The 23964-nt window shown below is 48.9% G+C and carries 18 protein-coding genes; 9 read left to right on the top strand and 9 right to left on the bottom strand.

Annotated elements, in window-relative coordinates; all coding sequences use genetic code 11:
* The first annotated feature begins 95 nt into the window (after positions 1-95).
* From EQG79_RS04880 to EQG79_RS04860, 5 genes are all read left to right on the top strand, one after another.
* Entirely contained in the window at positions 96-1595 is a 1500-nt protein-coding gene (locus tag EQG79_RS04880) for a capsule assembly Wzi family protein (protein ID WP_129600346.1), read from the top strand.
* Between the two features lie 111 nt (positions 1596-1706).
* Positions 1707-2516, top strand: coding sequence for a WecB/TagA/CpsF family glycosyltransferase (locus tag EQG79_RS04875; RefSeq protein ID WP_236648545.1), 810 nt, complete (start codon positions 1707-1709; stop codon positions 2514-2516).
* On the top strand, positions 2497-3420 hold the full coding sequence (locus EQG79_RS04870) for a glycosyltransferase family protein (protein WP_129600344.1): 924 nt from the start codon (positions 2497-2499) through the stop codon (positions 3418-3420). Before EQG79_RS04875 ends, EQG79_RS04870 begins: the two co-directional genes overlap by 20 nt.
* 101 nt (positions 3421-3521) lie before the next feature.
* On the top strand, positions 3522-4631 hold the full coding sequence (locus EQG79_RS04865; RefSeq protein WP_129600342.1) for a glycosyltransferase: 1110 nt from the start codon (positions 3522-3524) through the stop codon (positions 4629-4631).
* Positions 4632-5370: 739 nt separating this feature from the next.
* Positions 5371-6516 carry an endo-1,4-beta-xylanase gene (locus EQG79_RS04860; RefSeq protein ID WP_129600340.1) on the top strand — a complete coding sequence of 382 codons (1146 nt, stop codon included), beginning with the start codon at positions 5371-5373 and terminating at the stop codon, positions 6514-6516.
* 48 nt (positions 6517-6564) lie between these two features.
* Here EQG79_RS04860 and EQG79_RS04855 read toward each other — a convergent pair whose 3' ends face one another.
* The 9 genes from EQG79_RS04855 to EQG79_RS04815 form a co-directional block, all read right to left on the bottom strand.
* The gene (locus tag EQG79_RS04855; protein WP_129600338.1) at positions 6565-7443 is read right to left on the bottom strand and encodes a glycosyltransferase family 2 protein; all 879 of its coding nucleotides are present in this window, start codon (positions 7441-7443) and stop codon (positions 6565-6567) included.
* 95 nt (positions 7444-7538) lie between these two features.
* Positions 7539-8642 (bottom strand): glycosyltransferase family 4 protein, encoded by a 1104-nt coding sequence (locus EQG79_RS04850; protein ID WP_129600337.1) that lies wholly within the window; start codon positions 8640-8642, stop codon positions 7539-7541.
* A 31-nt stretch (positions 8643-8673) separates the two neighbouring features.
* Positions 8674-9735 (bottom strand): O-antigen ligase family protein, encoded by a 1062-nt coding sequence (locus EQG79_RS04845; protein WP_165358835.1) that lies wholly within the window; start codon positions 9733-9735, stop codon positions 8674-8676.
* A 278-nt stretch (positions 9736-10013) separates the two neighbouring features.
* Positions 10014-10856, bottom strand: a complete 843-nt coding sequence (locus tag EQG79_RS04840; RefSeq protein ID WP_129600333.1) for an alpha-1,2-fucosyltransferase — start codon at positions 10854-10856, stop codon at positions 10014-10016.
* Positions 10857-10887: 31 nt separating this feature from the next.
* Positions 10888-11805: a nucleotide-diphospho-sugar transferase gene (locus EQG79_RS04835; RefSeq protein ID WP_129600331.1), complete on the bottom strand. Its 918-nt coding sequence runs from the start codon at positions 11803-11805 to the stop codon at positions 10888-10890.
* A 10-nt stretch (positions 11806-11815) separates the two neighbouring features.
* Positions 11816-13132 (bottom strand): flippase, encoded by a 1317-nt coding sequence (locus EQG79_RS04830; protein ID WP_129600329.1) that lies wholly within the window; start codon positions 13130-13132, stop codon positions 11816-11818.
* 41 nt (positions 13133-13173) lie between these two features.
* Positions 13174-13836 (bottom strand): sugar transferase, encoded by a 663-nt coding sequence (locus EQG79_RS04825; RefSeq protein WP_129600327.1) that lies wholly within the window; start codon positions 13834-13836, stop codon positions 13174-13176.
* A gap of 144 nt (positions 13837-13980) precedes the next feature.
* Complete coding sequence (locus EQG79_RS04820) at positions 13981-16299, bottom strand: GumC family protein (protein WP_129600325.1); 2319 nt, start codon at positions 16297-16299, stop codon at positions 13981-13983.
* Between the two features lie 65 nt (positions 16300-16364).
* Positions 16365-17192: a polysaccharide biosynthesis/export family protein gene (locus EQG79_RS04815; protein ID WP_129600323.1), complete on the bottom strand. Its 828-nt coding sequence runs from the start codon at positions 17190-17192 to the stop codon at positions 16365-16367.
* 447 nt (positions 17193-17639) lie between these two features.
* Between EQG79_RS04815 and EQG79_RS04810 the strand changes: the two genes are divergently transcribed.
* Genes EQG79_RS04810 through mutS form a run of 4 tightly spaced genes read left to right on the top strand, consistent with a single transcriptional unit; the run spans position 17640 to position 23755 of the window.
* Positions 17640-18347 (top strand): hypothetical protein, encoded by a 708-nt coding sequence (locus EQG79_RS04810; protein WP_077919123.1) that lies wholly within the window; start codon positions 17640-17642, stop codon positions 18345-18347.
* Between the two features lie 42 nt (positions 18348-18389).
* Entirely contained in the window at positions 18390-20012 is a 1623-nt protein-coding gene (locus EQG79_RS04805) for a hypothetical protein (RefSeq protein WP_129600321.1), read from the top strand.
* 15 nt (positions 20013-20027) lie between these two features.
* Complete coding sequence (locus tag EQG79_RS04800; RefSeq protein ID WP_129600319.1) at positions 20028-21020, top strand: glycosyltransferase family 9 protein; 993 nt, start codon at positions 20028-20030, stop codon at positions 21018-21020.
* Between the two features lie 59 nt (positions 21021-21079).
* Positions 21080-23755 (top strand): DNA mismatch repair protein MutS, encoded by a 2676-nt coding sequence (gene mutS / locus EQG79_RS04795; protein WP_129600317.1) that lies wholly within the window; start codon positions 21080-21082, stop codon positions 23753-23755.
* Positions 23756-23964 lie beyond the last annotated feature (209 nt).

The following is a 23964-nucleotide window of genomic DNA, read 5'->3' as shown; positions in this document are numbered from 1 at the left end:
GTTACTGATAATTATATTTGAGAAACCTTTGTGTAATAGAAACTTATAAAAATCTATTTTCTATTACTATTAGGGGAAATATATACATTCCTCGTATGATAACAGGGCTACGAGTTCTCAAACTGTTAATTAGTGTAGCTGCAGTAAATCAAGTATGGGCGCAAACGACCGACTCGCTGGCGGTAGCATCGAGACACTCGGCTACGTACGGGGTCGAGGTAGCGGGACTGGCCGCATCGGCCACCCGAACACCGTTCTGGCTGCGCGCTAATCAGTTTGGTATTGTTCCCGTCAGCAGCCCGGCCGGCCTGGCCATAGTGCAGACAACCGGCCGTTACGGCCTGAGCGCTGCCCATCCGAATCGGCAGCTTTCGTACGGGGTAGAGGTCGTAGGAAACGCGGCTCCTCAGTCGCGGGTGTTGATTCCGCAGGCGTATGTGTCGCTCGATATGGGCCGTTTCAGTTTGTGGGGCGGTCGTAAAAAAGAAATCATCGGTCTGGGCGACTCAACCCTGACATCTGGTTTTTACGCCTGGTCAGGAAACGCCCTGCCCATCACTAAAGTACAGATTGGCACCCGCGGATTTGCTCCGCTGGGTTTCACCCGGGGACTGGTATCCATCAACGCTTTTTTTGCACATGGGTGGTTTGCCAATACCGACTCCATTCAGGGCTCGTTTCTGCACCAGAAGGCCGTATACGTCCGGATTGGCCGTCCCAACAGCCGACTTCGCTTCACCGGTGGTGTGCTGCATAATGCCCAGTGGGGAGGCCGCTCGGCAACCCTGCCCAAAACACTCGCTATCAACGGACAACTTCCCAGCTCGTTCCAGGATTACCTCTATGTCCTGACCGCCCGGGAAGGAGGGGAGTCCGATTCGCCCAATCTGACCGACTTCGATCGCCTGAACCGGGTGGGCAACCATTTGGGCTCCATCGATTTTGCCCTGGAGACAACCGTAGCGCGCTGGCAGCTCATGGGCTATTATCAGCATCCCTTCGAGGATAAATCGGGGGTGGTGTTCGTCAACATGCCCGACGGTCTGTATGGGCTGCGGCTGAAACGGCAACCGGGCACCGGCTTCGGGGTCGACAACCTGCTGATCGAGTACCTGACCACCCTCAGCCAGAGCGGATCGATCACCGGCACCGTACGCTACGACGGCAAAGACGATTACTTCAACAACTACCAGTACCGCGACGGCTGGGTACAGGATCGGAACGTAATTGGCACCCCGTTTTTCGCGCAGCTCCGTGACGTCCGGACCGATGTGCCTTTTTCTGTCAACTATAACGTGCTGGCTATTGCCAGCAACCGGGTCGAGCTGATCCATCTGGGACTGGCCGGATCGGCCGGCGAACGAACCCGCTGGCAGCTGAAACTATCGGCCAGCCAGCATTACGGCGCCCCCCGGCGGGTATTCAGTCGGGCCGTACCGCAGTTTTCCGGTTTGGCTTCGGTTAGCTGGCCACTCAACTGGCTGGGCGGGTCTGAACTCCGGACAGCCGTTGCCCTCGATCAGGGCGAGCTATACACCAATTCGCTGGGCGGCTGGATCAGCCTCCGAAAGACCTGGACAACCAGCCGACCCTGAGCCACCCCCGTAGTCACCGCTGCCCCTGCCCCGCCTTATTACTACTAATCCGATCGAAGCACTTTACATAAACTACCAATTCCAACTATACAGCTTATGTACGTACAACCTATGCCGTTACAACAATCAGAACTGTCTACGCTATCAACGCCCGTTAGACGAACTCGTGTAATCAGCCTGAATGTCTCACTCGGCAACTACGCTCATTTGCAGGACTGGGTCATAGAGGCAGCCCGTCACCGGGAGTCAAGGTCTGTCTGTTTCGCCAATGTACACATGGTCGTCGAGGCCCGTCGTAATGCTGCTATTGCCCAGGCCGTAAACAGTGCCGACTGGGTAGCGCCCGACGGAGTGCCTTTATTGTGGGCCATGCGTGGTTTGTACGGCCTTCGTCAGGAGCGTATCGCGGGCATGGATGCCATCAGCAGCTTATTGCAGAAAGCAGCCGAGGCTGGTATTTCGGCATTCTTCTACGGCTCTACGCCCGACGTGCTGGACGAAATTCGCCGGATCTGTGCCCGGGAGTTCCCGTCGCTGCAGATAGCCGGTATGGTATCACCGCCGTTTCGGCCCATGACCCCCGCCGAAGAAACCGCCGTTATCGATCAGATCACCGCGTCGGGGGCCGGGCTGGTTTTTGTAGCGCTCGGATGCCCCAAGCAGGAACTCTGGATGGCCCGGATGCGGGGGCGTATCCCGGCTGTATTACTCGGTATTGGCGGAGCGTTGCCGGTGCTGGCCGGCCAGCAGACACGCGCCCCCCGCTGGATGCAGAAGATCGGTACCGAGTGGTTATTCCGCCTGATGCAGGAGCCCCGCCGGTTGTTCAAACGCTATACGGTTACCAACTCCCTGTACATCTACTACTTCGTCCGTCAGTTTCTTAACCAGCAGCTATCGTATGACAAAGTCCGGAACTAACGGAGCCGGACTGGCTCCTATTGCGCTGTTCGCCTACAAGCGCCCCGATGAGGTGCGTCAGGTACTGGAAGCCTTGCAGGCCAACCATCTGGCTGCGGACAGTGAACTGTATATCTTCTCCGATGGGCCCCGTAGCCCGGCCGATGCCGACAAGGTAGAAGCCGTACGGGCTGTGCTGGATACCGCAACGGGCTTTCGGGCCGTACATCGTCAGTATGCCGAGACCAACAACGGATTGGCTAAGTCGATCATCACCAACGTAACGGCTCTGCTGGAAAAGTACCGGAGTGTGATCGTGCTGGAGGACGACCTGCTGACCAGCCCTAATTTTCTCGATTACATGAATCAGTGCCTGCAACGGTACCAGGGTAACCCACGGGTATTTTCAATTACGGGCTACTCATTCCCCATCGACCGGCCAATCAGCTACCTGGCCGACGCCTACGCCTTTCCGCGTACGGGTTCGTGGGGCTGGGCAACCTGGTCGGACCGCTGGCAACAGGCCGACTGGGCGGTGTCTGATTACGCAGCCTTCAGGGCCGATCCGGTTCGTCAGCAACAGTTTAACCAGGGAGGAAGCGACCGGGTGCGCATGCTCCGGCGGCAGCAGGAAGGCGAGATCAACTCCTGGGCAATCCGGTGGTGTTACAGCCAGTTCAAAGCGGGCGGATTTACCATTTACCCGACCGAGTCGAAGATTCAGAACATCGGCTTCTCTACTGAATCGACCAACACCAACGTATTTAACCGCTACCGGACCCGGCTCGATACGGGCGCTCAGCGAACGTTCATGCTGCCGGACAACATCGAGCCCACGGCCTACTATACCCGCCAGATCCAGCATCAGTTCAGTTTACGCGTCCGGTTGTTTAACCGACTGAAAACCTACGCCGGTTTACGGTAGAGGAATCCGCGGGAAAAGGCAAGATCAAGCAGTTCGGCACTGTACAAAGGGGGTGGCCAGCTACTAAATACCATACCAATACGTATACAAATTTTACTGCTGTGAGAGTACTACAGATTCATAACCAGTATAAAGAGTGGGGCGGAGAGGACGCAGTTGTTGCTAATGAACATGAGTTGTTGACCAAAGCTGGACATCAAGTTACCCGGATAGAAGTAAGAAATAGCACCGTAAATAGTCTTTTTTCAGATAGGCATACCTGGTATAGTTCTCTCAAGCATTTCCTCGACAATAACTCGGTGGATGTAGCGCATATACATAATATATATAGCGTTATAGGTAATTCTGTGTATGAGCTACTGGATACATACAAAATTCCGATGGTTCAAACATTGCATAATTACCGGTTTTTGTGCGCAAATGGATGTTTACTCGATACCAATAACAAAGTTTGCCAACGTTGCGCACGAGGTAATATGGCCTACGGAGTTATGAAAAAATGTTACAGAGGAAGCTATGCTCAATCTGCGTTTATGGCCTGGCAAATTCAGGAAGGTCGGAGTGTGGCGCAACGATATGTGAGCAAGTTCATAGCTGTTAGCGAATTTGTTAAACAGAAGTATGAAGAGTTTGGCTTCTCTGGTGCTCAGATTGCGGTAAAACCAAACTTTGCAAGCCGTGCGGCAATTACAAAGCCTGTATGTGATAAAGGTTATGCGTTGTACATGGGTAGGCTGTCGCCTGAGAAGGGAGTTGGAAACTTGGTGAGAGTGTTTTCTGACATAAAATACCCACTTAAGATTGTAGGTGATGGTCCGTTGAGGGAGGAACTACAGCAGCTAGCTTACGGGGCCGATAATATTGAATTTTTAGGTTACGTTCAGGGGGAAGAAAAAGAGCAGGTGTTACGGGAATGTAGCTTTGTAATTGTTCCGTCAGAATGGTTCGAAACCTTTGGTATGGTGGTACAGGAGGCATATCGGTATGGTAAGGTTGTACTGGCGTCAAAAATTGGCGCTCTGCCTCACCATGTTCAGCAGGCCAATCACTTATTTGATCCTGGTAGTTACTCTGGCTTGTACACGGCGGTGACGAGTCAGCTTAATAAGAAAGATGAAGGGTTACCTAGAAACACAACACTTGACTCCGATTGGGCGGTGACAGATGCCGTAAGCCAGCTTCTTAAAATTTACGAAACTGTTCAGAGGTAATGTAATCGGTTTTAGATATACTTATTTTACAGAAATAGGCCCCTGCGTTGCAACGCAGGGGCCTATTTCTGTACATGGATAAGAGTCAAGTAATAAATAAGTACTCGTATAAGCCGATAAATCTGGGCTAGAAGCTGCGGCCACAGTCGTAGGCGTGGCATCGCTAACTTAACAATTCTGGTTGAACATAATAGCGCAGTTACGTAAACAGATCATATGTTGAAAGCTATTAAGCTTAGGAGACGTTCTGAAGGAGAGCCAGAAGACTTGGTAACGACAGAAAATGAATTTATTTATTTAAATGCCTCATTTGGTAACTACAACTTAGTTGAGGGAGGTCACGAGATTATGAGATTTATTTAAAGGCATTTACTTACGTGTTTAATGACCTTTTAACTAGTGCTAGAGCCATTGCACCGATTAATCACTGTGTATTTTAATCCACAATAGTGTAGAAACAAGTCCATATGTATGCATATGGCTTTAGATGATTAACGAAATACTGTTTAGGGTAAACAGAGAGTTATAATATAGAAGTAGGGATACGCCTTGACTGAATGATTTTAATCTCTAAATTTTAAGTTCACTTTAATTCGCCGATATGTCTTAATTCCAGCTTAATCTAGTATTAACAAGTTTATAATTTGGCCTTAAGTGCATGTTAATCAGGCTTTAAGGTTGATTTTATGTCGGTACATCAATTTTGTCTCAACGAAAACGGACAAAAAAGACGTACCAAATGACACAAGTTTCTACCTCCGCCACCAAGTTCTATACGCTTTTGATCTCCCTGATTATCACCGGTTTAATGACAGCATGCAGCCAGCAGGTTGAGACCATTAACCCTGCTTCTCAAGGTATTGAATCGGTAGCATCGGCCCGTTTAGATGACAGTGTTATAGATAGTGCGGCCACCTTAAGATCGACTGCTTCGTTTCCAATAGGCACTATGTTCAGTACGCAGATGCTGAACGGAGATCAGAAAGTTCGCAGCATCATTGGCAAAGAGTTTAATTCCCTGACCGTAGGCCTCTTTATGAACCTCCAGTGGGAAAGAGGTAAGTTTAACTTCGATCTGATGGATCGGCGTATAAAAGGCGCAGAAGCGTATGGTGTGCGCTTACACGGACATAGCTTGGTATACCATATAGCAGCCCCCGATTGGATTACTAAATTTAAAGGAAACACAGCTGATTTTGAGCAAGCTGTTAAAGTACACGTCCAGACGATTGCCGGTCGTTATAAAGGAAGAGTAAAAAGCTGGGACGTAATCAACGAAATTATTGATTGGAAGACGGGCAAAATTTCAGATAATCCATTCCGTAAAATGTACGCTACCGATGAAGAATACTTGGCATTCGTAAAAAAGTGTTTCGTATGGGCTCATGAAGCTGATCCAGATGCACTTCTATTTTTGAACGAAGATGTATACGAACGGTCTGTTGCCAAGCAGAATACTATGATCAAGATAATCAATGATTTCAAGAAGAGTGGTGTACCTATTCATGGTCTTGGAACTCAGATGCATATCAACGTTAACACACCAGATCAGGCTATCCGCACATCCATTCAATCTTTAGTATCGACAGGTTTACTGATTCACCTCTCCGAACTTGATATTGCAATTAATCCAAGTCGTGATAACAATCTTATCATCTCCAATCAATTGACTCAAACGCAGCAGCTTAAGTATCAAGTGGTAGTGTCTGCTTATAAGCAACTTGTTCCAGACAAGCAAAAACATGGCCTCACCTTATGGGGATTTTCGGACGCTGATACTTGGTTAGTAACTGCTGAGAGCAAACGGGAAATGCCATTATTGTTCGATACAAATTATAATAAGAAGCCAGTTTACTACACTTTTCTAAATACGCTGAGACGGTAAGGTTCGTTTGAATGCATAAAAAAAGACCCTGTTGAGCAGGGTCTTTTTTTATGCATTCAAACGAACCTTACGAATAAAATATCCCATAATTATTCGCCCAACATCCAAGGAAAAATATAACCATTTTGTAGAAGAGTGACGCATCGCAAAATTATAGCGAACGGTTAGATTGATTGGTGAACGGGTAGATGACAAACCCTTCCAAAATTTGCGGAAGGATAAATCTGGTTTCATCTGAAGACCTGTTGCTTCAATATGTCCGTACACGGCTCCGGGCAGGGAAACAAGGAGTTTGTAACCAGCTTTACGAGCACGCACTGAAAATTCTATGTCGGCCATATACTGTATGAAATGAACAGAATCAAATAGCCCCACCTTACTAAATACATCCAGAGGGATAAGCACTCCACGCCCTGGAAGACTGTCAGATTCGATTACTGGTCCACTAGCTAATGCCTTTTGATAGTCGTTACCGAATCTGGCCGCGAAATGAGTTTCACCCGACCACAGCAAATTCATGCGTACACCGGCATACTCAAGCCAATTCGGGTTATTGACATCTAGACAAGCCGAGCCCACAAGGCATGGCTTGTGCTGATTATATGTTGACAAAAGGGTATGTACATAATCTGAATTTACCTCCGTATCGTCATTTAATGTTAAAATAAAGTTCTCTTCTGTGCTGTTGCAATGCTCTATAGCATACCGTATTCCTACATTAGTTGCTTCTGTCCACCACAAGTCGCCATTTCCTACCAGGAGTACTGCGTCTGGAAATTCAGTTCTTACCATGTCAGCAGTTCCATCTGTTGACCCATCATCAATAACAATGACAGTGATATCAGATACAGTCTGTTTTTGAAGACACTCCAAACACCGTCGTGTAAGTAGTTTTCTGTTATGTACAGGGATAACGACAAATATCATTTTGGCGTAAGATGCTACAATACAACTCTTTACACATACTTACATGAAGAAGTAAGTAGTTTATAAAACTCACTAAATTAGAGTTGTATGTAAAGTTAGAGTAAAGACTTATACAGAGTTACGGTCTGGTCAACCGTAGTGTTCCAAGAGAATAGTTTTAGCCTCTCGAATCCTAATGTAGTTAGCTCCTCTCTCAAAGCACTGCTGTTAAGGAGTTGTCTGATCGAATATTGCATTGACTCTACAGATGTAGGATCGAAATACAGAGCAGCATTACCGCCAACTTCAGGAAGAGAGCTAGTATTGCTTATCACACACGGACAGCCACAGGAGAAAGCTTCAAGAACTGGAATACCAAATCCTTCGTATAATGAGGGGAAGACAAACCCAATTGCCTGTCTGTAAAGTAATTGGAGATGATCATCATCGATTTTCTTTTGATAAACGTAATGCTCGATACCAAATTTTTTGATAAGTTCTAATTCGTTAGAAGATAGATTGCCTCCTCCTCCACAAATAAGATCGATATCAAATTCTTTCAATATTGGTGCAATAGCTTCAATGAATATGTCGAAATTTTTGTAATGTCGCCTAGTTCCAAGATACAGTATATAAGGCTTGGCATGAACTCTAGTAGAATTATTGTCGATAGTTACTATCGGTATTGAACTACCATGATATATTACTTCAACTCGATCTGATGGTATATCTAAAATTTCAATCAAATCGTTTTTCGTGCTCTGAGATACGGCTATAATCTTATCTGCTCGTTCGACTGATTTTTTCTTAAAATTAATGGTGTTTGTGTCTTTTGATATGGAGTATTTATTGCCAAGTTTTTCATGAATCATATCATGTACAGTAATAACTATAGGCTTTTTGCCAATTTTGTCGAGAAGGTATGTGTCATAATGTGTTGGATGATATAATGAAAATTGAAAGTTCTTAAAAGAAATCTCCGTGTTAGATTTATTTATGAATTTTATAATCGGTACTTTCTTCGGCACATGTATACCTTTAAAAAAAGGCCTTACAGTAGAATGGCTTTCTTTTAAATAAATATTGTTAGAAAATAAAATTGGTAGTTCCACTTGAAAGCCAGGGAGGTTATTTATTCCTCGATATAGTTCGTAGAAATACCTAGATACTCCGCCGTAATCTTGGTTGGAAAAAGCTTGGTGATCGAATAAAATTTTCATTTATATCTGTGGCTTTTCGAAATTATAACACTTACGTGTAAATCAATTGTTCTTTCTTCGGTGTATCTATCTCGTCATGATTCAGACGATTTTTTAGAGACAAAATAATTGATGAATAAATGAAAGCACTTATTAAAACGAAAAGCAGCGTATTTCGCATATGAACACCAACTGAAGGCTCAGAGAGCATGCATAAAAGTAAGCTGAAATAGCTATAGGCGTAAACTTTAGTTATTTGATGATTTGTAGTGTTTTTACTAAACTTGATAAATTTATATTTATTCATCAATCTAATTGGATATCGAACCAGATTAAAAAAGAGAATGATACCAATAAATCCCGTAGAGAATAAAATAGTTAAGTATGTATTCTCGACGTGCCCAGATGCACTTGAAGTTGTTGCAAAGTCCGCTAATATACCGTACTTCTCTAGGACGTAGTTTAGACAACCAATAGATGATCCATATATAGGACTATCAAATACTATCTGAAATCCTTTTGTCCATAATACATATCTAAAATCTCCTTCTCTTAGTTGACTAAAACGAGAAATATTAGCATCAGATTTCAAAAATAGATCATATATATTGTAAATTAATGTTATACATATTGATGTGAAAATTACAAATGAAGTTCGGCTGAATATCTTTTCTCTAATTAAATAAATGAAAAAGACTGCAATGAAGATACTCATCCCTGCGCGTGATCCTGTTAAATATATTCCAAATAAGGTTAGACATAAAGTGGTAGCTGTGATCCATTTGTTTTTATGTATGCTTATTAAATATACCATTACTCCAATACCGACTGTAGTTAAATAGGTGGAGAGATCAAGTGCTTCTCCAAAACTACCCCAGTATCTAACAGTACCGGTGCTTGCTTCCTTCATACCTGTATTTAAGCCCAAATTATCTGTCTCACTTAAATAGAAAGCTTTAAATCCGGCATACTGCATGAATACAATAAATAACTGAATGAAATAAGAACAAGCTAAAATTTTAGAAGCATTGATAAGCCTTTTACTAGAATTTATATAATGCACCGTTAAAAACAAGAATAGTCCTACGAATAAATAGTTGTTCAGATATTGCATTGAATAGTCAAAATTCAACGTAAAAATTGAAGTAAAGGCAACCCATAGGTAAAATAGTAAGTATTTGTTTAGGTTGATATTTTTATTCGTATTTATTAATATACTATTAGTGTAAATCACATGTAGCATATAACATATACCAACATAGAGCCGGAAATCATATTGAAGCTGTACTCTAAAAAATGGAATCAAGAAGATTATTGAGCAGAGTAGAGCAAATATTAAGTTAAATCTAGCCATGTGAAGCGAAAGTAAATGAATGTAAGAATATTACAGAATTAACCTCTCACAAACTGAAAATCATTTATACTAGGAAAGGCAGTACGGTCATTAATGTGATAATATGGTATATTCCCCATAAATGATGCCCACAAAGAAAATGTACTAGGCGGTCCAACAATGTAATCACAATAGGATAAAAGCGTCAGGTCATTCATAAAAGGGTTTCTATGACTTACTATATTGATATCTTTATAATTATTGACTTCTATATCCTCATTTGAACATAATAAAAATGATACTTTTTTATTAGGAAGCATTTTTTCCATATTTTTCATATGTTGATAGTAAACATGATCTTCGTAAAAGTATTTTCCATCATTAAAACTTATGTAATCACCTCTTCGTACATGGATGCCAACTAATATATCACAAGTAAGACGAATCTCCTCTATTTTCTCTCTTGAACGATTAATGACATCTTCTTTTGGAAGAAATAAACTTCTAATTTCATCTGAAAATTTATTGAAATTTTCATAGTCTCTGAAAAGCCAGTTTACGGCCAGAACAGTCCTGTTTCGAGCGTGCTTAAGGAAGTCTTCCTGATTTGCTTCGAGTGTAAATTTATTATCAATAATATATGTTCCTGTTTTTAGTAATGCTGTTTTAGAAATTTTATTGTCAGAGAATTTTGTTATCAGTTTTTGACCAATCTTATTGGCGTTCTTGCTTATCTCGGTCAGTTTTATTTGTTTGTTGTTTTGTAAAGATGGAAATGAACTGCTGTAGCTGAATGCTAAGTTATTCACAGAGTAGTCGTGAGCAAGGGCGTTAGCTGCATGGTGCGCAAATCTGAAAAGTTGGTTGCAAAGCTGCCCTGTATGTCCTATTATATAAACCATGTCGAGGAGGTTCGAATTTTGAATAAGTGGGTTACTTGCTGACTATTTTGTGCAATCTCTTATAAGCCCTGTATATGATTGGCGGTCTCCATCTAAAGAATTTTTTTGTATGATAATCATTGAATCTTATATCTGGTTCTATGATTGTTGGCTTCTTCGAAGGTTTATATTCTTTATCAACATTGCGAAAATAAATCTTTCTGAAATTGATACTATTCGATTCGTGACTTCCTGATGTTCCGATGTTCTGAATTAAGTTGTTTGATGGGTTAATTGAAATGCCATTGTGTAAAAATAGTGTATACTGCCATTGGTAATCCCAAGTGTGTTTATTTGAATCGTTGAAAAACCGATCCAAGGTTTTTACCCAGTAGGTTACGTTATCAGGATTTCTAAAATGTTTTTTTATCTGTTCGCTCTGTACTAACTCGGACCAGCGCTTCATCTCAAAATCATATTTATTCCAAGCCCTGCGCCAGGTAGCCCAGCCCCAGATATGTGAAATAGAGCTAAAGAGATATGATGATTCTGTTACATATTCTTCGTTCCAACGCGTACCTGCTATATGCATGATCTGTTCGTCATCTCGGTATTTTAGAAGCATCTCTTGGCAGTAAGGAAAGAATGATTGGGCTGGTACACAATCATCTTCTAATATTATGCCCATCTCTTCCTGCTCAAAGAACCAGCTAATGGCTGAACTTACACCTAATCCGCATCCCGCGTTTTTCTCTCGAATGAGTGTTTGAAGATTACATGGCCAATCTATCTCTGATAGAAGTCTTTTACAGCCATCTGTGCCTATTTGATCCGTGATATTGCCCTCTCTCGGACCATCAATAGCAACATACAGTTTTGATGGCTTTAATTTTTTTATTTGATCAAAAACCCTGGATGCATTATCCGGGCGGTTGAACCAAACAAGTAATATGGGAGTATCGAATACCATACTATTACGGCTATCTTACTGATGAAAAGTTAAGCAAGAGTACATTTTTGACCGCCTTGTACTGAAGTCGAAAAATTGACCTAGTAAGTGGGGTCATGGCGTTGAATAATACTGATGCGAATAACTGAGAAATAAACGTTGCAAATGATGCACCAATGGCGCCATATATAGGGATTAACCAATAGTTAAGAGCAACGTTTACTAATGCGCCTGTCAGACTTCTGAATACAGTGTATTTTTGTATATTTTTCAAGATATACAAGTTACTACATCCCACTCCTAGGAAAATAGGTACCCCTGTCCACACATGTATAGCCAATATAGGGCCAACACCACTATAACTGCTTCCATAAACAATATACGCTATCGTTGATGCAGACAATGATATTCCTAAAGCAACTACAATTGATATTGCAGCGAGCCTACTAATTAGCTTTTGATACAACTCATAAAATTTCTCTTCATTTATTTTCCAATATGAAGCGATGCTGGGATAGAAAGAGTTAGTTAATGCACCTGCTAAAAAGTACCAGGCCTCTGAAAGGCGCATGGCCGCCGAATACATACCAAGCTCTGTACTGCCTACTAGTTGCTGAATCATAAATTGATCTAACTTCATGTAGGCAAATATTAGTAGATCACTTATGATCAGCGGCCACGAACTTTTCAATAGTTCTCTGGCAAGTGCTGTTGAGAAGCGCCAATGTGTTATTGAAAATCCGGTTTCTAACTTGTAAAACCAACACAAAAACAGTAAACCAAATAACAAATCTAGTACTACTGTTAATGCAAAAGCGACTAGACTGGCTTTGATCGTCAAAAAGTAAAGTTTGAGTGATGCACTTAAAATAAACGCGAGCGTTTTTGCCCAAACTGATTTCTTTGCAAGCACGTTGGCTTGAAAGAACATATCAATTACATCAAAGCTTTGAAAAATAAGAATTGTACTGAGTATATAAATTAGTAGTTGTAGATAGCCGTCATCGCTATGTAAAAAATAAGCAGCTGAAATCGCTAATGTGTAGCATAGGGTTCCCGATATCAATTTTAAAGCAAAACCCGTCCCTAGTAATTCTGCTTGTGAGCTACCTTTAAGTTGTATTAGCTTGGTAATGATAACATTTGTTAATCCCAAGCTGGCAAATGCAACAAATGCGCCTGGGAAAATTTGGGCATAATTTAATCGTCCGAACTGCTCAGGACCTAAGTATCGTGCTACCCAAACGCCAACGAACATGCTAGTCACCATTCGGAATAGCCTGTCAAAGACACTCCAGCCAATATTCAGAAGTATCTTGTTGGGTGAGTTGAGGAGTTTTGTGAGCACGAGAGTTTATTTTAAGCTACTAATTTATACTTATTCAAAAGTTACCAAGCTTTTTTATCCCCTTTGAACATGGCGGTAACTGTCCACCAGCAAATCTTGATATCTAAAAATACGGACTGTTTTTGGATATAAAATTTATCCAGTCGTACCCGGTGCGCCATTTGGGATATGTGCGATGTTTCGCCACGGCATCCTCTAACCTGGGCGAGTCCGGTAATGCCGGGCTTAATCGCATAGCGGTATCCGTAGCCGGGTATGGCGTTCCAGAACTGTGCGTCGTGCTGTATGGCGTGAGGGCGCGGGCCTACCAGGCTCATGTCGCCCCAGAGTACGTTCAGCACCTGCGGAAGCTCGTCGATGTTTGTCTTTCGTAAAAAAGCACCAATGCGCGTAACCCGATGATCGTTTTTGGTAGCCTGCCTGAACTGCGCGTTCGGATCGTAAGTCATGGTTCTGAACTTAAGACACCGGAACAAACGCCCGTTGCGCCCGGTGCGAACCTGTATGAAGAGCATCGGACCGGGCGATGTAATCCGAATAGCCAGTCCAAGTATGGGAATAAGCCACGATAGCACGAGCAACACAACTAGTCCCGATACAACCAGGTCGAGCAGACGCTTGCTCAGAGCAATCCAGATCGGTACGGATACGGTGTCCACTTCCGTCTGGACCGGCTCAACAAAAGAGGTAGAAAGGCTGAGCATGTGGATGGTAGGTTAACGATTCTATTGTTCAGATTGTAGTAGTACGCATAAACAGGGCTTACCAAAGGGCAAAAAGAGCCTTTAGCAAGCCGTAGTCGGGGACCACGGCTTACCCGTATTGACATCATTTACCTCGAATACTGCTTAGGAGAGCGCTTTGCGGGAGTTGCCGGTTTCTTTCTCGTAATAGCCGTAGCTGTAGTAGTACGACTGGCCTTCGCCAACGGCGTTCAGGACGACATTGAGTCGCTGGAAGCGGTGCTCTTTGTAGAGCGTATCGATCATCTTCAGACACGTTTTCGGCGTGTGATCGTTGCGGATCATGAACATGGTCGTGTCGGCAAACGGAGCAATGAGCTGGGCATCCGTAACGAGGCCGATCGGGGGCGAGTCAACAATCACGTAGTCGAAGCGCTGGCGCAGTTCGCGGAAGAGCTGCTCGAGTTGTGGGCTGCTCAGCAGCTCCGACGGGTTCGGGGGCAGCGGTCCGCTCGTGATGATCTGGTAATTGGGGAAACCCGGTACCGGTTGCAGAATATCGTCCAGCGTGGCTTCCTGAATCAGGTAGTTGCTCAGACCCGCCCGGTTCGGAATGTTCAGGACCGAGTGGAGCTTGGGTTTGCGCAGGTCCATTTCCAGAATAACCGTTGGCCGGTCAACCAGGGCCAGGCTGGCGCCCAGGTTCAGCGACAGGAAGGATTTGCCTTCGCCACTGATGCTCGACGTAAACAGGACAACCTGACTGTCGGTGGGGTTGCTGCGCAGGAACTGGAGGTTGGTGCGCAGCGTCCGGATCTGTTCGGCAATGACCGAGCGTTTGCCGGAGAGCATCACCAGCGGATCGTTGTTCCGGCTGGCTACCACTTCGCCCAGGATCGGTACCTGCGAGGCATCTTCTACGTCGGAACGGTGGCTGATCCGGTCGTTCAGCGCATCGCGGCCGGCCAGTACGCCTACCGGCAGTAACAGACCAAGCATGCCGAACAGCAGGAAGATAGTACTCTTCACGGGCTTCACCGGTTTGCTGCCGCTCCGGGGGGCGTCGATAGTACGGCTGTCGGCTACGGTCGATGCGTAGGAGAGGGCCGTTTCTTCGCGTTTCTCGAGCAGGTAAGTGTACAGGTTGTTTTTGATAGCCTGCTGGCGGGTAATGTTGACCAGGGTCCGCTCCTTGCTGGGAATGCTGCGGATCTGGCTTTCCAGCTGGCGGTTGGTGTTCTTAAGGCTCCGCTCCGTGCTCTGCAGTGTCCGTTTCATGTTCTGAACGTTCTCCGAGAGGCTGCTCCGAACGATCTTGATCTGGCTGTCGAGCGACTGCAGCATGGGGTTGTTGGGCGCGGTAGTGCGGCTCAGCTGATCGCGCTGGAGTTCCAGTTCGTTCATTTTACCCACCAGGCTGATCAGCACCGGATCGCCAACGGTCAGGGTAGACGGGGCCACCCCGCGCTCGTTGTTCTGGCTGTTGACATATCGCTCAATATCCTGAATGGCGTTCAGCTGGATGCTGGCCTGGTTCAGCTGGGCATCGTTTTCTTTGACCGTTTCGAGGAACACCTGCGCCTGCGAACTCAGGTCCGTGATGCCCTGCGACGATTTGTACGACTCTACGCCTTTCTCAACGGTGGTCAGCTCGCCCGCAATCAGCCGAAGCCGGTCTTCGATAAAGTTGAGGGTGTTGGAGGCAACGATGTTCTTGTCGGTGATGGCGTCCTGATTGTAGGCTTCGATGAGCTTGGTCAGTACGGCTTCTCCCTTGCGCGGAACGGCGTCTTCGAGCGTCAGCTGCAGTACGGTAGAGGCTTTGCTGCTGGGCTCGGCCGTCAGATTTTTCAGGTAGCGCTCAACGGTAGCCGCCCTGGGGTTCACCTGAACGATCAGGGGTTCGTCGGTAACTTTGAGGGGTTGACGGGCAAACAGCCGCAGCCGACCGTAGGGCGTATGGATACTCTGGTTGATGGGGTACGACAGGTTGTTGATGCGCACCATTTGCGGGCTAACGACCGTCAGCGTCAGCTCTTCATCGTACAGATGCGGCTTGGCCTTCTCAACAATCAGCTTGATCGGCGACTGGTCGTAGATTTCCTGTTTGATGGTAGCGGTCGGGCGGAAATACTGCACTTCCAGCCCCAGTTCACCAACTACTTTGCTCATGAGCGAAAACGATTTGAGGATCTCCATCTCGTTTTCGATCACTTTTTTAGGGGCGAAGATGTCCATCTCTTTCAGGATATTTTCTTCGCTCAGTCCCTTCTTATCGTCTTTGATCAAAAGACTGGTTTTTACCTGGTAAACGGGCACCTGATAGAGGGAGTAGGCATAGGCTGCTCCCAGGGCTACGAGTACCGATAGCAGAAACCAGGGCCAATGCTTTAGGTAGCGCATCAATACGACCCGTAGGTTTGGCTCTTTTTCGCCGTCGTACACCTGGTAAGGCGCGTAAGCGTATGTACTCTGATTTGACATAATCGTGTCGGTTTACAATTGAAAAGTCATTAACAGTTGAATAGCATCGCGTGTGGTGGAGTGACTTAGAAACGGGATACGATAATCGCTACAAACGAGAGCGCGCTGAGAACAATGGGCAAAAGCTGGTTGGTGCGGTCGGCCGTAGCAGCCCGCGCCCGACCCGGCTCTACGTAGACTACATCGTTCGGATGCAGGTAGTAGTAGGGCGAGTTGAAAATATCGCGTTTGGTCAGGTCGATCCGACCAAACGTACGCTGGCCGTTTTCTTCCCGAATGATGAGTATATTATCGCGCCGGCCGTAGATGGTAACATCGCCCGACAGGCTCAGGGCTTCGAGCAGGGTGATTTGCTCGTTTGGAATGGCAAACAGCGAGGGGCGGCTCACTTCACCCATGACCGACACCCGGAATGTCAGGTTACGTACGTTAACGGTGGGTTCCTTCAGGTACTCGGTCAGCATACCGCGTATTTTCTCCTTGATCTGCGCTACCGTCTGGCCCGCCACGTTCACTTTTCCGACCATGGGCAATTCAATGGCGCCGGTTGGATCAACCAGATAGCCGTTGACGGCGGGTAACGGCGTTGAGGTTGTTACCTGAAGGGGCTGACCTGTGCGTTCGCCTATAGCGGTGGCTGTATATGGGTTGAAAAACGATGAAGCCTCGGGGTTGAGGCTGCTTACCTGAACCGATAGTATGTCGCCGACCTGAATTTTTGGAACATACCGTTCAGCGGTAGCCGCCGAAGCATTGGCCTGAGCGGCATCGTCCTGAAAGTAAGCCAGCTCTTTGGTCGAGACACAACCAACCAGATACTGACTGCAAATCAGAAGGCTTAGAATCAGGTAGTGTTGGTACGAATTCAGTTTGCGCGGGAAAGCTATTTTCATAAACTAGTATCTTTTAGTAGAATCGTGCGTATTATTAATTATCAATGTGAACAGGCTTAGCAAAAATAGTAAATAGTATATTTACCAAACAAGATTTCAGTTAATAAATTATACAACTGTATGGAAAAGTAATATCGCTTGTATGTCAGCGATTTACTCCCGATTGTGCTGAGGATCAGTACAATTAGCTGTCAAATAAAGCGCTTTAGTGACAAAAAAGTCAGTTTTGTAAGTATTTGATTTTCAATTAATTAAAATCTGAATATATTGGTTTTGTCCAGTTATTGAATTTTAACGATAAAGTCTATGTCTTAAATATACATATATTCATTTAAGATAGTGATGAGGTTAAAATTGTATTTTAAACAGAATAAACCCGATTAAACGTTATAGTACTTGTTACTGTAATTATGCTTACATAAATTTGATCTAAGCCTATTAGATCTTATGTATACCCTGCACAAGTATCTCCTGAGCATTGGTCTTAGCCTGTCTGTAGGGGCAGGCTACTGTCAGTCGTCTTCAGATTCACTGGCGAAAGGCCTCAACAGCCAGTCGCTGGGTATACAACTCACCACCACCGGCCCCGGCGTTTTTTACGCCCGCACGCTGAGCCAGCCGCATCGCCTGGCGCTGGTGATCCGCGGCCAGTACATTGCCTACCGGAAGCCTATCCAGATCGAAACGGCACCTAACTCGTTCCTGACCGTAGATCCTGATTTCATGATCGGTATTGCCCAGGCCGGGCTCAACTGGCATCCCTTCCGGCGGGGGTCGTTTTTCCTGGCGGGCGGGGTCGGGTACTCCTGGCATCCGCATCTGGGCGTGGTGGCTACGGCCGATACGAAGCTGAACCTGGGCGGGCTGGAGCTGACCCCCGAAGATGTGGGTACGATCGACCTGGCTATCCGCTGGAGTCCGGTGGTAGGCTATGTAGGCTGGGGGTTCGGGCGGGTAATTCCCCGCAAGCGGGTCGGCGTCGGATTCGAAATGGGGCTATTCTACCTGGGTAAGCCCCGCATCGATCTGAAGTACGAAGGATTTCTGGAAACGACCAACCTGTCGGAGCAGATTCCGGTGGTCGAGCGTAACCTGCGCCACTACCGCTACCTGCCCACGCTGAACCTGCGCGTCGGCTACCGGCTGAGCCGTTGATACACTGTTAGCTGCGGACACGACTGCAATCCAACTCAACTCATGACTATACGTCGGCTATCCTCTCTTTTATGTGCTGGTCTGGCTGCTGGCCTGCTTACCTGCCAGAACCCGTTAGACGGGGTTCAGCTGCGGGTCAAAGACCCTATCCAGATCGGGGTCGTCGAGGTACGACTCTACGATCCGGCGGGTAACCCGCGGCCAACCGATAATCGCATTACGCTGGCTGGCCCGAACGCGGCTCAGGTCGTTACCACCCTCAACACAACCCGCTACCGCATCAATCCTGACGGGGTGTTGCTGCTGGCGCCGTCGCCTTTGGTGACCCTGTCGGCGCAGGCGCCGTTCCGGTTTACTACCGTCGTCGAAGCGGAAGGGTATATGACGATCGTGCAGCCCATCGTACAAACCGGGCCGGGGCGGGTAACGCGGGTGATTCGGCAAATCAGCCTCAGTAAGCCACCCCGCACCCTGACGCCCGCCCGCCTGGCCGGACAGGCCGGTACTGACGGTACCCTGACGGCGCCCTTCAGCCTCACCACCACCGGCCTGACCGCCGACGCCGACCGGGCGTCGGTCAGCCTGCCGGCCGGTACCCGCCTGACCGATCGGGATGGGCAGGCCGTGGGGGGGAAGCTGACCATGCAGGTGTTACAGACCCACACCCGCGCCGGTGATGTGACCAGCCAGGTGCCGGGGGGCGGTATACTCTCCAACGTACACGGACAGAACGGCGGACCGGCACCGGGTAGCCTGCGGGTAACCTCGCTGGCGGGCTCGCTAACGCTGGAGATCTATAACGAAGCGTATCTGCTGGCCCACGGCCTGTCGCAACCGGCCCGCCTGACCATGGATATCAACCCGGCCACCATCAACGGCAGCAACGGCCGGCGCGTACAGCCTGGCGACTCGATTCCGCTCTACAGCTACGATGCCTTTACCAACCGCTGGCAGCAGGAAACCCCGGGAGTTATCGTACGAAACAGCCAGAACAGCCGGCTGGAGTACCGCGCCACGGCCAGCCGAACAGCCGCCTACGTGGCCACCTGGACGGAGTCGGTCTGCGACCTGGGGCCCGTTTTTACCATAAACAGCAAGCTGGCCAATGTGGATGTCAACTACCGCTGCGAACTGATTGACGCCACTACCGGTCAGCGCATCAGTAACTTCTACGCGAACGTGAACAACGGGGCCTCTATACGAGTGTCGGGCCAGCCGAGCGGGCGGCAGCTGAAACTGCGGATCTACGACGAAACCGACGCCTGGGGCAAAGGCGCCAAGGGGGGGCTGATGGCCGAGTCGGCGGTAGGCGAAACCTGCGATCCGTCACCCATTGCGGTCAGCCTGGCGTCGCTGCCGGTACCGCCGGTCATGAACCTGTCGTTCGATTTCGAATGCCCCAAAGGAACCACCCTCGACGAGTCGGCCCTGCCGGCCCAGATCCGGACCCAGTACAGCGAAACCGGCAAAGAAAACTGGCGGGAGCTGATTACGGCCACCCGTACGCAACGCAAGGTAGCCTCGTACAAACTGAAGATCGGGCAGCGGTACGATTTTCGGGCCAGCACCGACGGCGGAGCTACCTGGCCCCTGCGGCAGAACAATTACCTGGTCGACAAGCCTGAGTGGAAACTGGATATCAACGCGCCCATGTACTGCAAGTAAACGGCTTATCTGAGTATGGCACGCCCCACAAAAATCCTGATTCTGCGGTTTTCATCCATCGGCGATATCGTGCTGACGAGTCCGGTTGTGCGTTGCCTGAAGCAGCAACTGCCCGGCCTGTCGGTCCACTACGCTACCAAACGGGCCTACTCGGCGCTGATCGGGCCCAATCCCTATATCGACAAAGGCTATTACCTGGACGATAGCCTGGCCGCGTTGATTCGTCAGCTGCGGGCCGAAGACTATGACCTGGTCATCGATCTGCACAACAACCTGCGGACCCGGGCCGTGAAGCTGGCGCTGGGGAAGCCGGCCTATACGGTCGACAAACTCAACTGGCGGAAGTGGCTATACGTCCGCTGGAAAGTCAACTGCCTGCCCGACCGGCATATCGTTGACCGCTACCTGGACACCGTAGCCCCGCTGGGTGTCAGCAATGACGGCGGGGGGCTCGACTATTTCATTCCCGACGCCGACCGGCTAAGCCTGGACCAGCTGCCGGTAAGCCACCACTACGGCTACGCAGCCTACGCCATGGGTGGGCAACACGCCACCAAGCGACTACCGGTGTCGCGTATGATCGAGCTGGTGCAGCGCATCGACTACCCGGTGGTGTTGCTGGGCGGGGCCGAAGACCGGGAGGCCGGAGCCGCTGTTGAGCAGGCGCTCGGTCCCGACCGGGTCTACAACGCCTGCGGCCTGTACCGGTTCAGCCAGTCGGCGTCGCTGGTGCAGCAGGCCCGGGTGGTGTTCAGTCACGACACGGGTCTGATGCACGTGGCGGCAGCGTTCCGGAAGAAGGTCTACGCCCTCTGGGGCAACACTACCCCCGAGCTGGGCATGTATCCCTATCAGACTCCGCACGTATCCCTGCAGGTGCCGAATCTGCCCTGCCGCCCCTGCTCGAAGATCGGTTCGGCGCGTTGTCCACAGGGGCATTTTCGCTGCATGAACGAGCTGAATCTGGCCGTGCCCATGCCCGAACTGAGCCACGAGCGGATCGCGTAAACAATTCGGTTTTCCCCCGAAAAATCACTATTTTTGTTTACGACAACAGCCCGAAACTAGTGAAGACAGCCACTGCAGCAAAGCCACAATCCAGGAAAACAGAAACCCCCCTCAACCGCCAATACAACCAGATTAAGGCCAAATACCCCGGTGCGCTGCTGCTCTTCCGCGTCGGTGATTTTTACGAGACCTTCGGCGAAGATGCCGTGAAAGCCAGTAAGATTCTGGGCATTACCCTGACCAAGCGGAACAACGGCGGAGCGAACGAAGAACTGGCGGGTTTTCCGCACCATTCGCTCGATACCCACCTGCCCAAACTGGTTAGGGCGGGCGAGCGGGTAGCCATCTGCGACCAGCTCGAAGACCCGGCCCTGGCCAAAGGCATTGTCCGGCGGGGCGTTACTGAACTCGTTACGCCCGGCGTTTCCTTCAACGATAACGTACTCGATACCCGCCGGAACAACTACCTGGCGGCCGTTCACTTCGGCAAGGCCGGCAATGGGCAGGCCGACGATGTGTTTGGCGTGGCTTTTCTGGATATTTCGACCGGCGAGTTTCTGGCCTCGCAGGGCAACGGACCTTATATCGATAAACTGCTGCAAAGCTTCAACCCGTCGGAGGTGCTGTACTGCAAGCGCAACCGGCAGGAGTTCGGCGCGCTCTTCGGCGATAAATTTCATACCTATACGCTGGAAGACTGGGCCTTTACCTACGATTTCGGCTACAACTTCCTGAAGCAGCACTTCCAGACCAGCTCGCTGAAAGGGTTCGGTATCGAAGGCATGCCCGACGGGATCATTGCCGCCGGGGTCATTCTGCACTACCTCAACGAGACGGAGCACAAGGACCTGCAGCACATTACCCGCGTTACCCGACTCGAAGAAGACCGTTACGTCTGGCTCGACCGGTTTACCATCCGCAACCTCGAGCTGACAGCCGCGCAGCAGGAGGGGGGCGTTCCGCTGATCCAGATCCTCGACCAGACCGTAACCCCCATGGGCGCGCGGCTGCTCCGGAAGTGGCTAAGCCTGCCTCTCAAGGAAAAAGCACTGATCGACGAGCGGCTCAACATGGTCGAACTGCTGGTCGAGGATATCGAACTGGCCGATACCATGGTCAGCCACCTCCGGCAAATCGGTGATCTGGAGCGGCTCGTCTCGAAAGTAGCCGTTCGACGGATAAACCCGCGCGAGCTGCTGCAGCTGAAACGGTCGCTGCAACACGTGTTGCCGATCAAGGAGATGCTGATCACGGCGCTGAGCCAGTCCGAGTCGCCGGGGCTTCATCCGGCGTCGCTGAAGAAGTACGCCGACCAGCTCAACCCGGTCGCCTTCCTGATCGACCGGATCGAAGCCGAACTGCGCGAAGACCCGCCCACCCTCTCTAACCAGGGCGGCATGATCAAGCCGGGTATCAACGCCGAGCTGGATGAGTTAACCGCCATTGCTTACTCGGGTAAAGATTATCTGCTTCAGCTCCAGGAGCGGGAAGTAGAACGCACCGGCATCAGCTCGCTCAAAGTGGCGTATAACAAGGTGTTCGGCTACTACCTGGAGGTGACCCACGCCCACAAAAACCGGGTGCCCGACGACTGGATCCGGAAACAGACGCTGGTCAACGCCGAACGCTACATCACGCCCGAGCTGAAAGAATACGAAGAAAAGATCCTGAACGCCGAGGAGCAGATTTTTCAGATCGAGTCGCGCATGTTTGCCGATCTGATCATGGCCGCCGGTGAGTACGTAGGGGCCATTCAGCAGAACGCCCGCGTTTTGTCGGTGCTGGATGTGCTCTCCTCGTTTGCGCGGGTAGCTGTTCGGAACAAGTACGTCCGGCCGCAGATGAACGAAAGCAAGGTGCTGAACATCAAAGACGGGCGGCACCCCGTCATCGAGCAGCAGCTGCCTCCCGGCGAGCCCTACATCCCGAACGATATTTACCTCGACGACGAAACCCAGCAGATCATCATCATTACCGGCCCCAACATGGCGGGGAAATCGGCTCTGCTGCGACAAACGGCGCTGATCGTGCTCATGGCTCAGTCGGGCAGTTTTGTGCCGGCTTCCCTGGCCGAGATCGGACTGGTCGACAAGATCTTTACCCGTGTCGGTGCGTCGGATAACCTGTCGAGGGGCGAGAGTACGTTCATGGTCGAGATGACCGAAACGGCCAGTATCCTGAATAACCTCAGCGAGCGGAGTCTTGTCCTGATGGACGAGATCGGGCGCGGCACCAGCACTTACGACGGGGTGTCGATTGCGTGGGCCATTACCGAATACCTCCACAACAAGACCGACTGCCGGCCCAAAACCCTCTTCGCGACCCACTATCACGAACTGAATGATCTGGCTGTCGATAACCCGCGCATCCGCAACTACAACGTGTCGGTGAAGGAGATGGGCAATAAGGTGATCTTTCTGCGCAAGCTCAAAGAAGGCGGGTCTGAGCATAGCTTCGGTATTCACGTGGCGCAGATGGCCGGTATGCCCGCGCAGGTGGTAAACCGGGCGGGCGAGATCCTGAAGCAACTGGAGGCCTCGCACGTTCGGGAAACCAACAAAGAAAAAATCCGCGAGGCTGTACCGCAGGAGCGCGAGCTGGCCCTCCGCATCATCGAAGCCGGCGACCCGCGCTCCGAAGCCATCCGCGAGAAACTCCGGGCCATCGACGTCAACCGCCTGACCCCCATCGAAGCGCTGCTGAAACTCAACGAACTGCTGAAACTGGCCGAGTGATGTAGCAAAGAGATGCGGATGTGTCTTTCTATGGCTGACTGGACAGGGTGCTATTTATTTTCGCACGATGAAATAATGGAGTGGTTACTGGCCAGTACAAAGGTTGGTACGTCACCATCCTGGATTGGTAAGGGAGTATACAATTGGAAGCAACCCAGTGCTTTGGTAAATAATCTTCCTGAAAAGCATAAGCTTACATCAAATCAAAC

This window comes from Spirosoma sordidisoli, assembly GCF_004138325.1.
Classification (GTDB): Bacteria; Bacteroidota; Bacteroidia; order Cytophagales; family Spirosomataceae; genus Spirosoma; species Spirosoma sordidisoli.
This window is presented reverse-complemented; position numbering and strand designations above follow the sequence as displayed.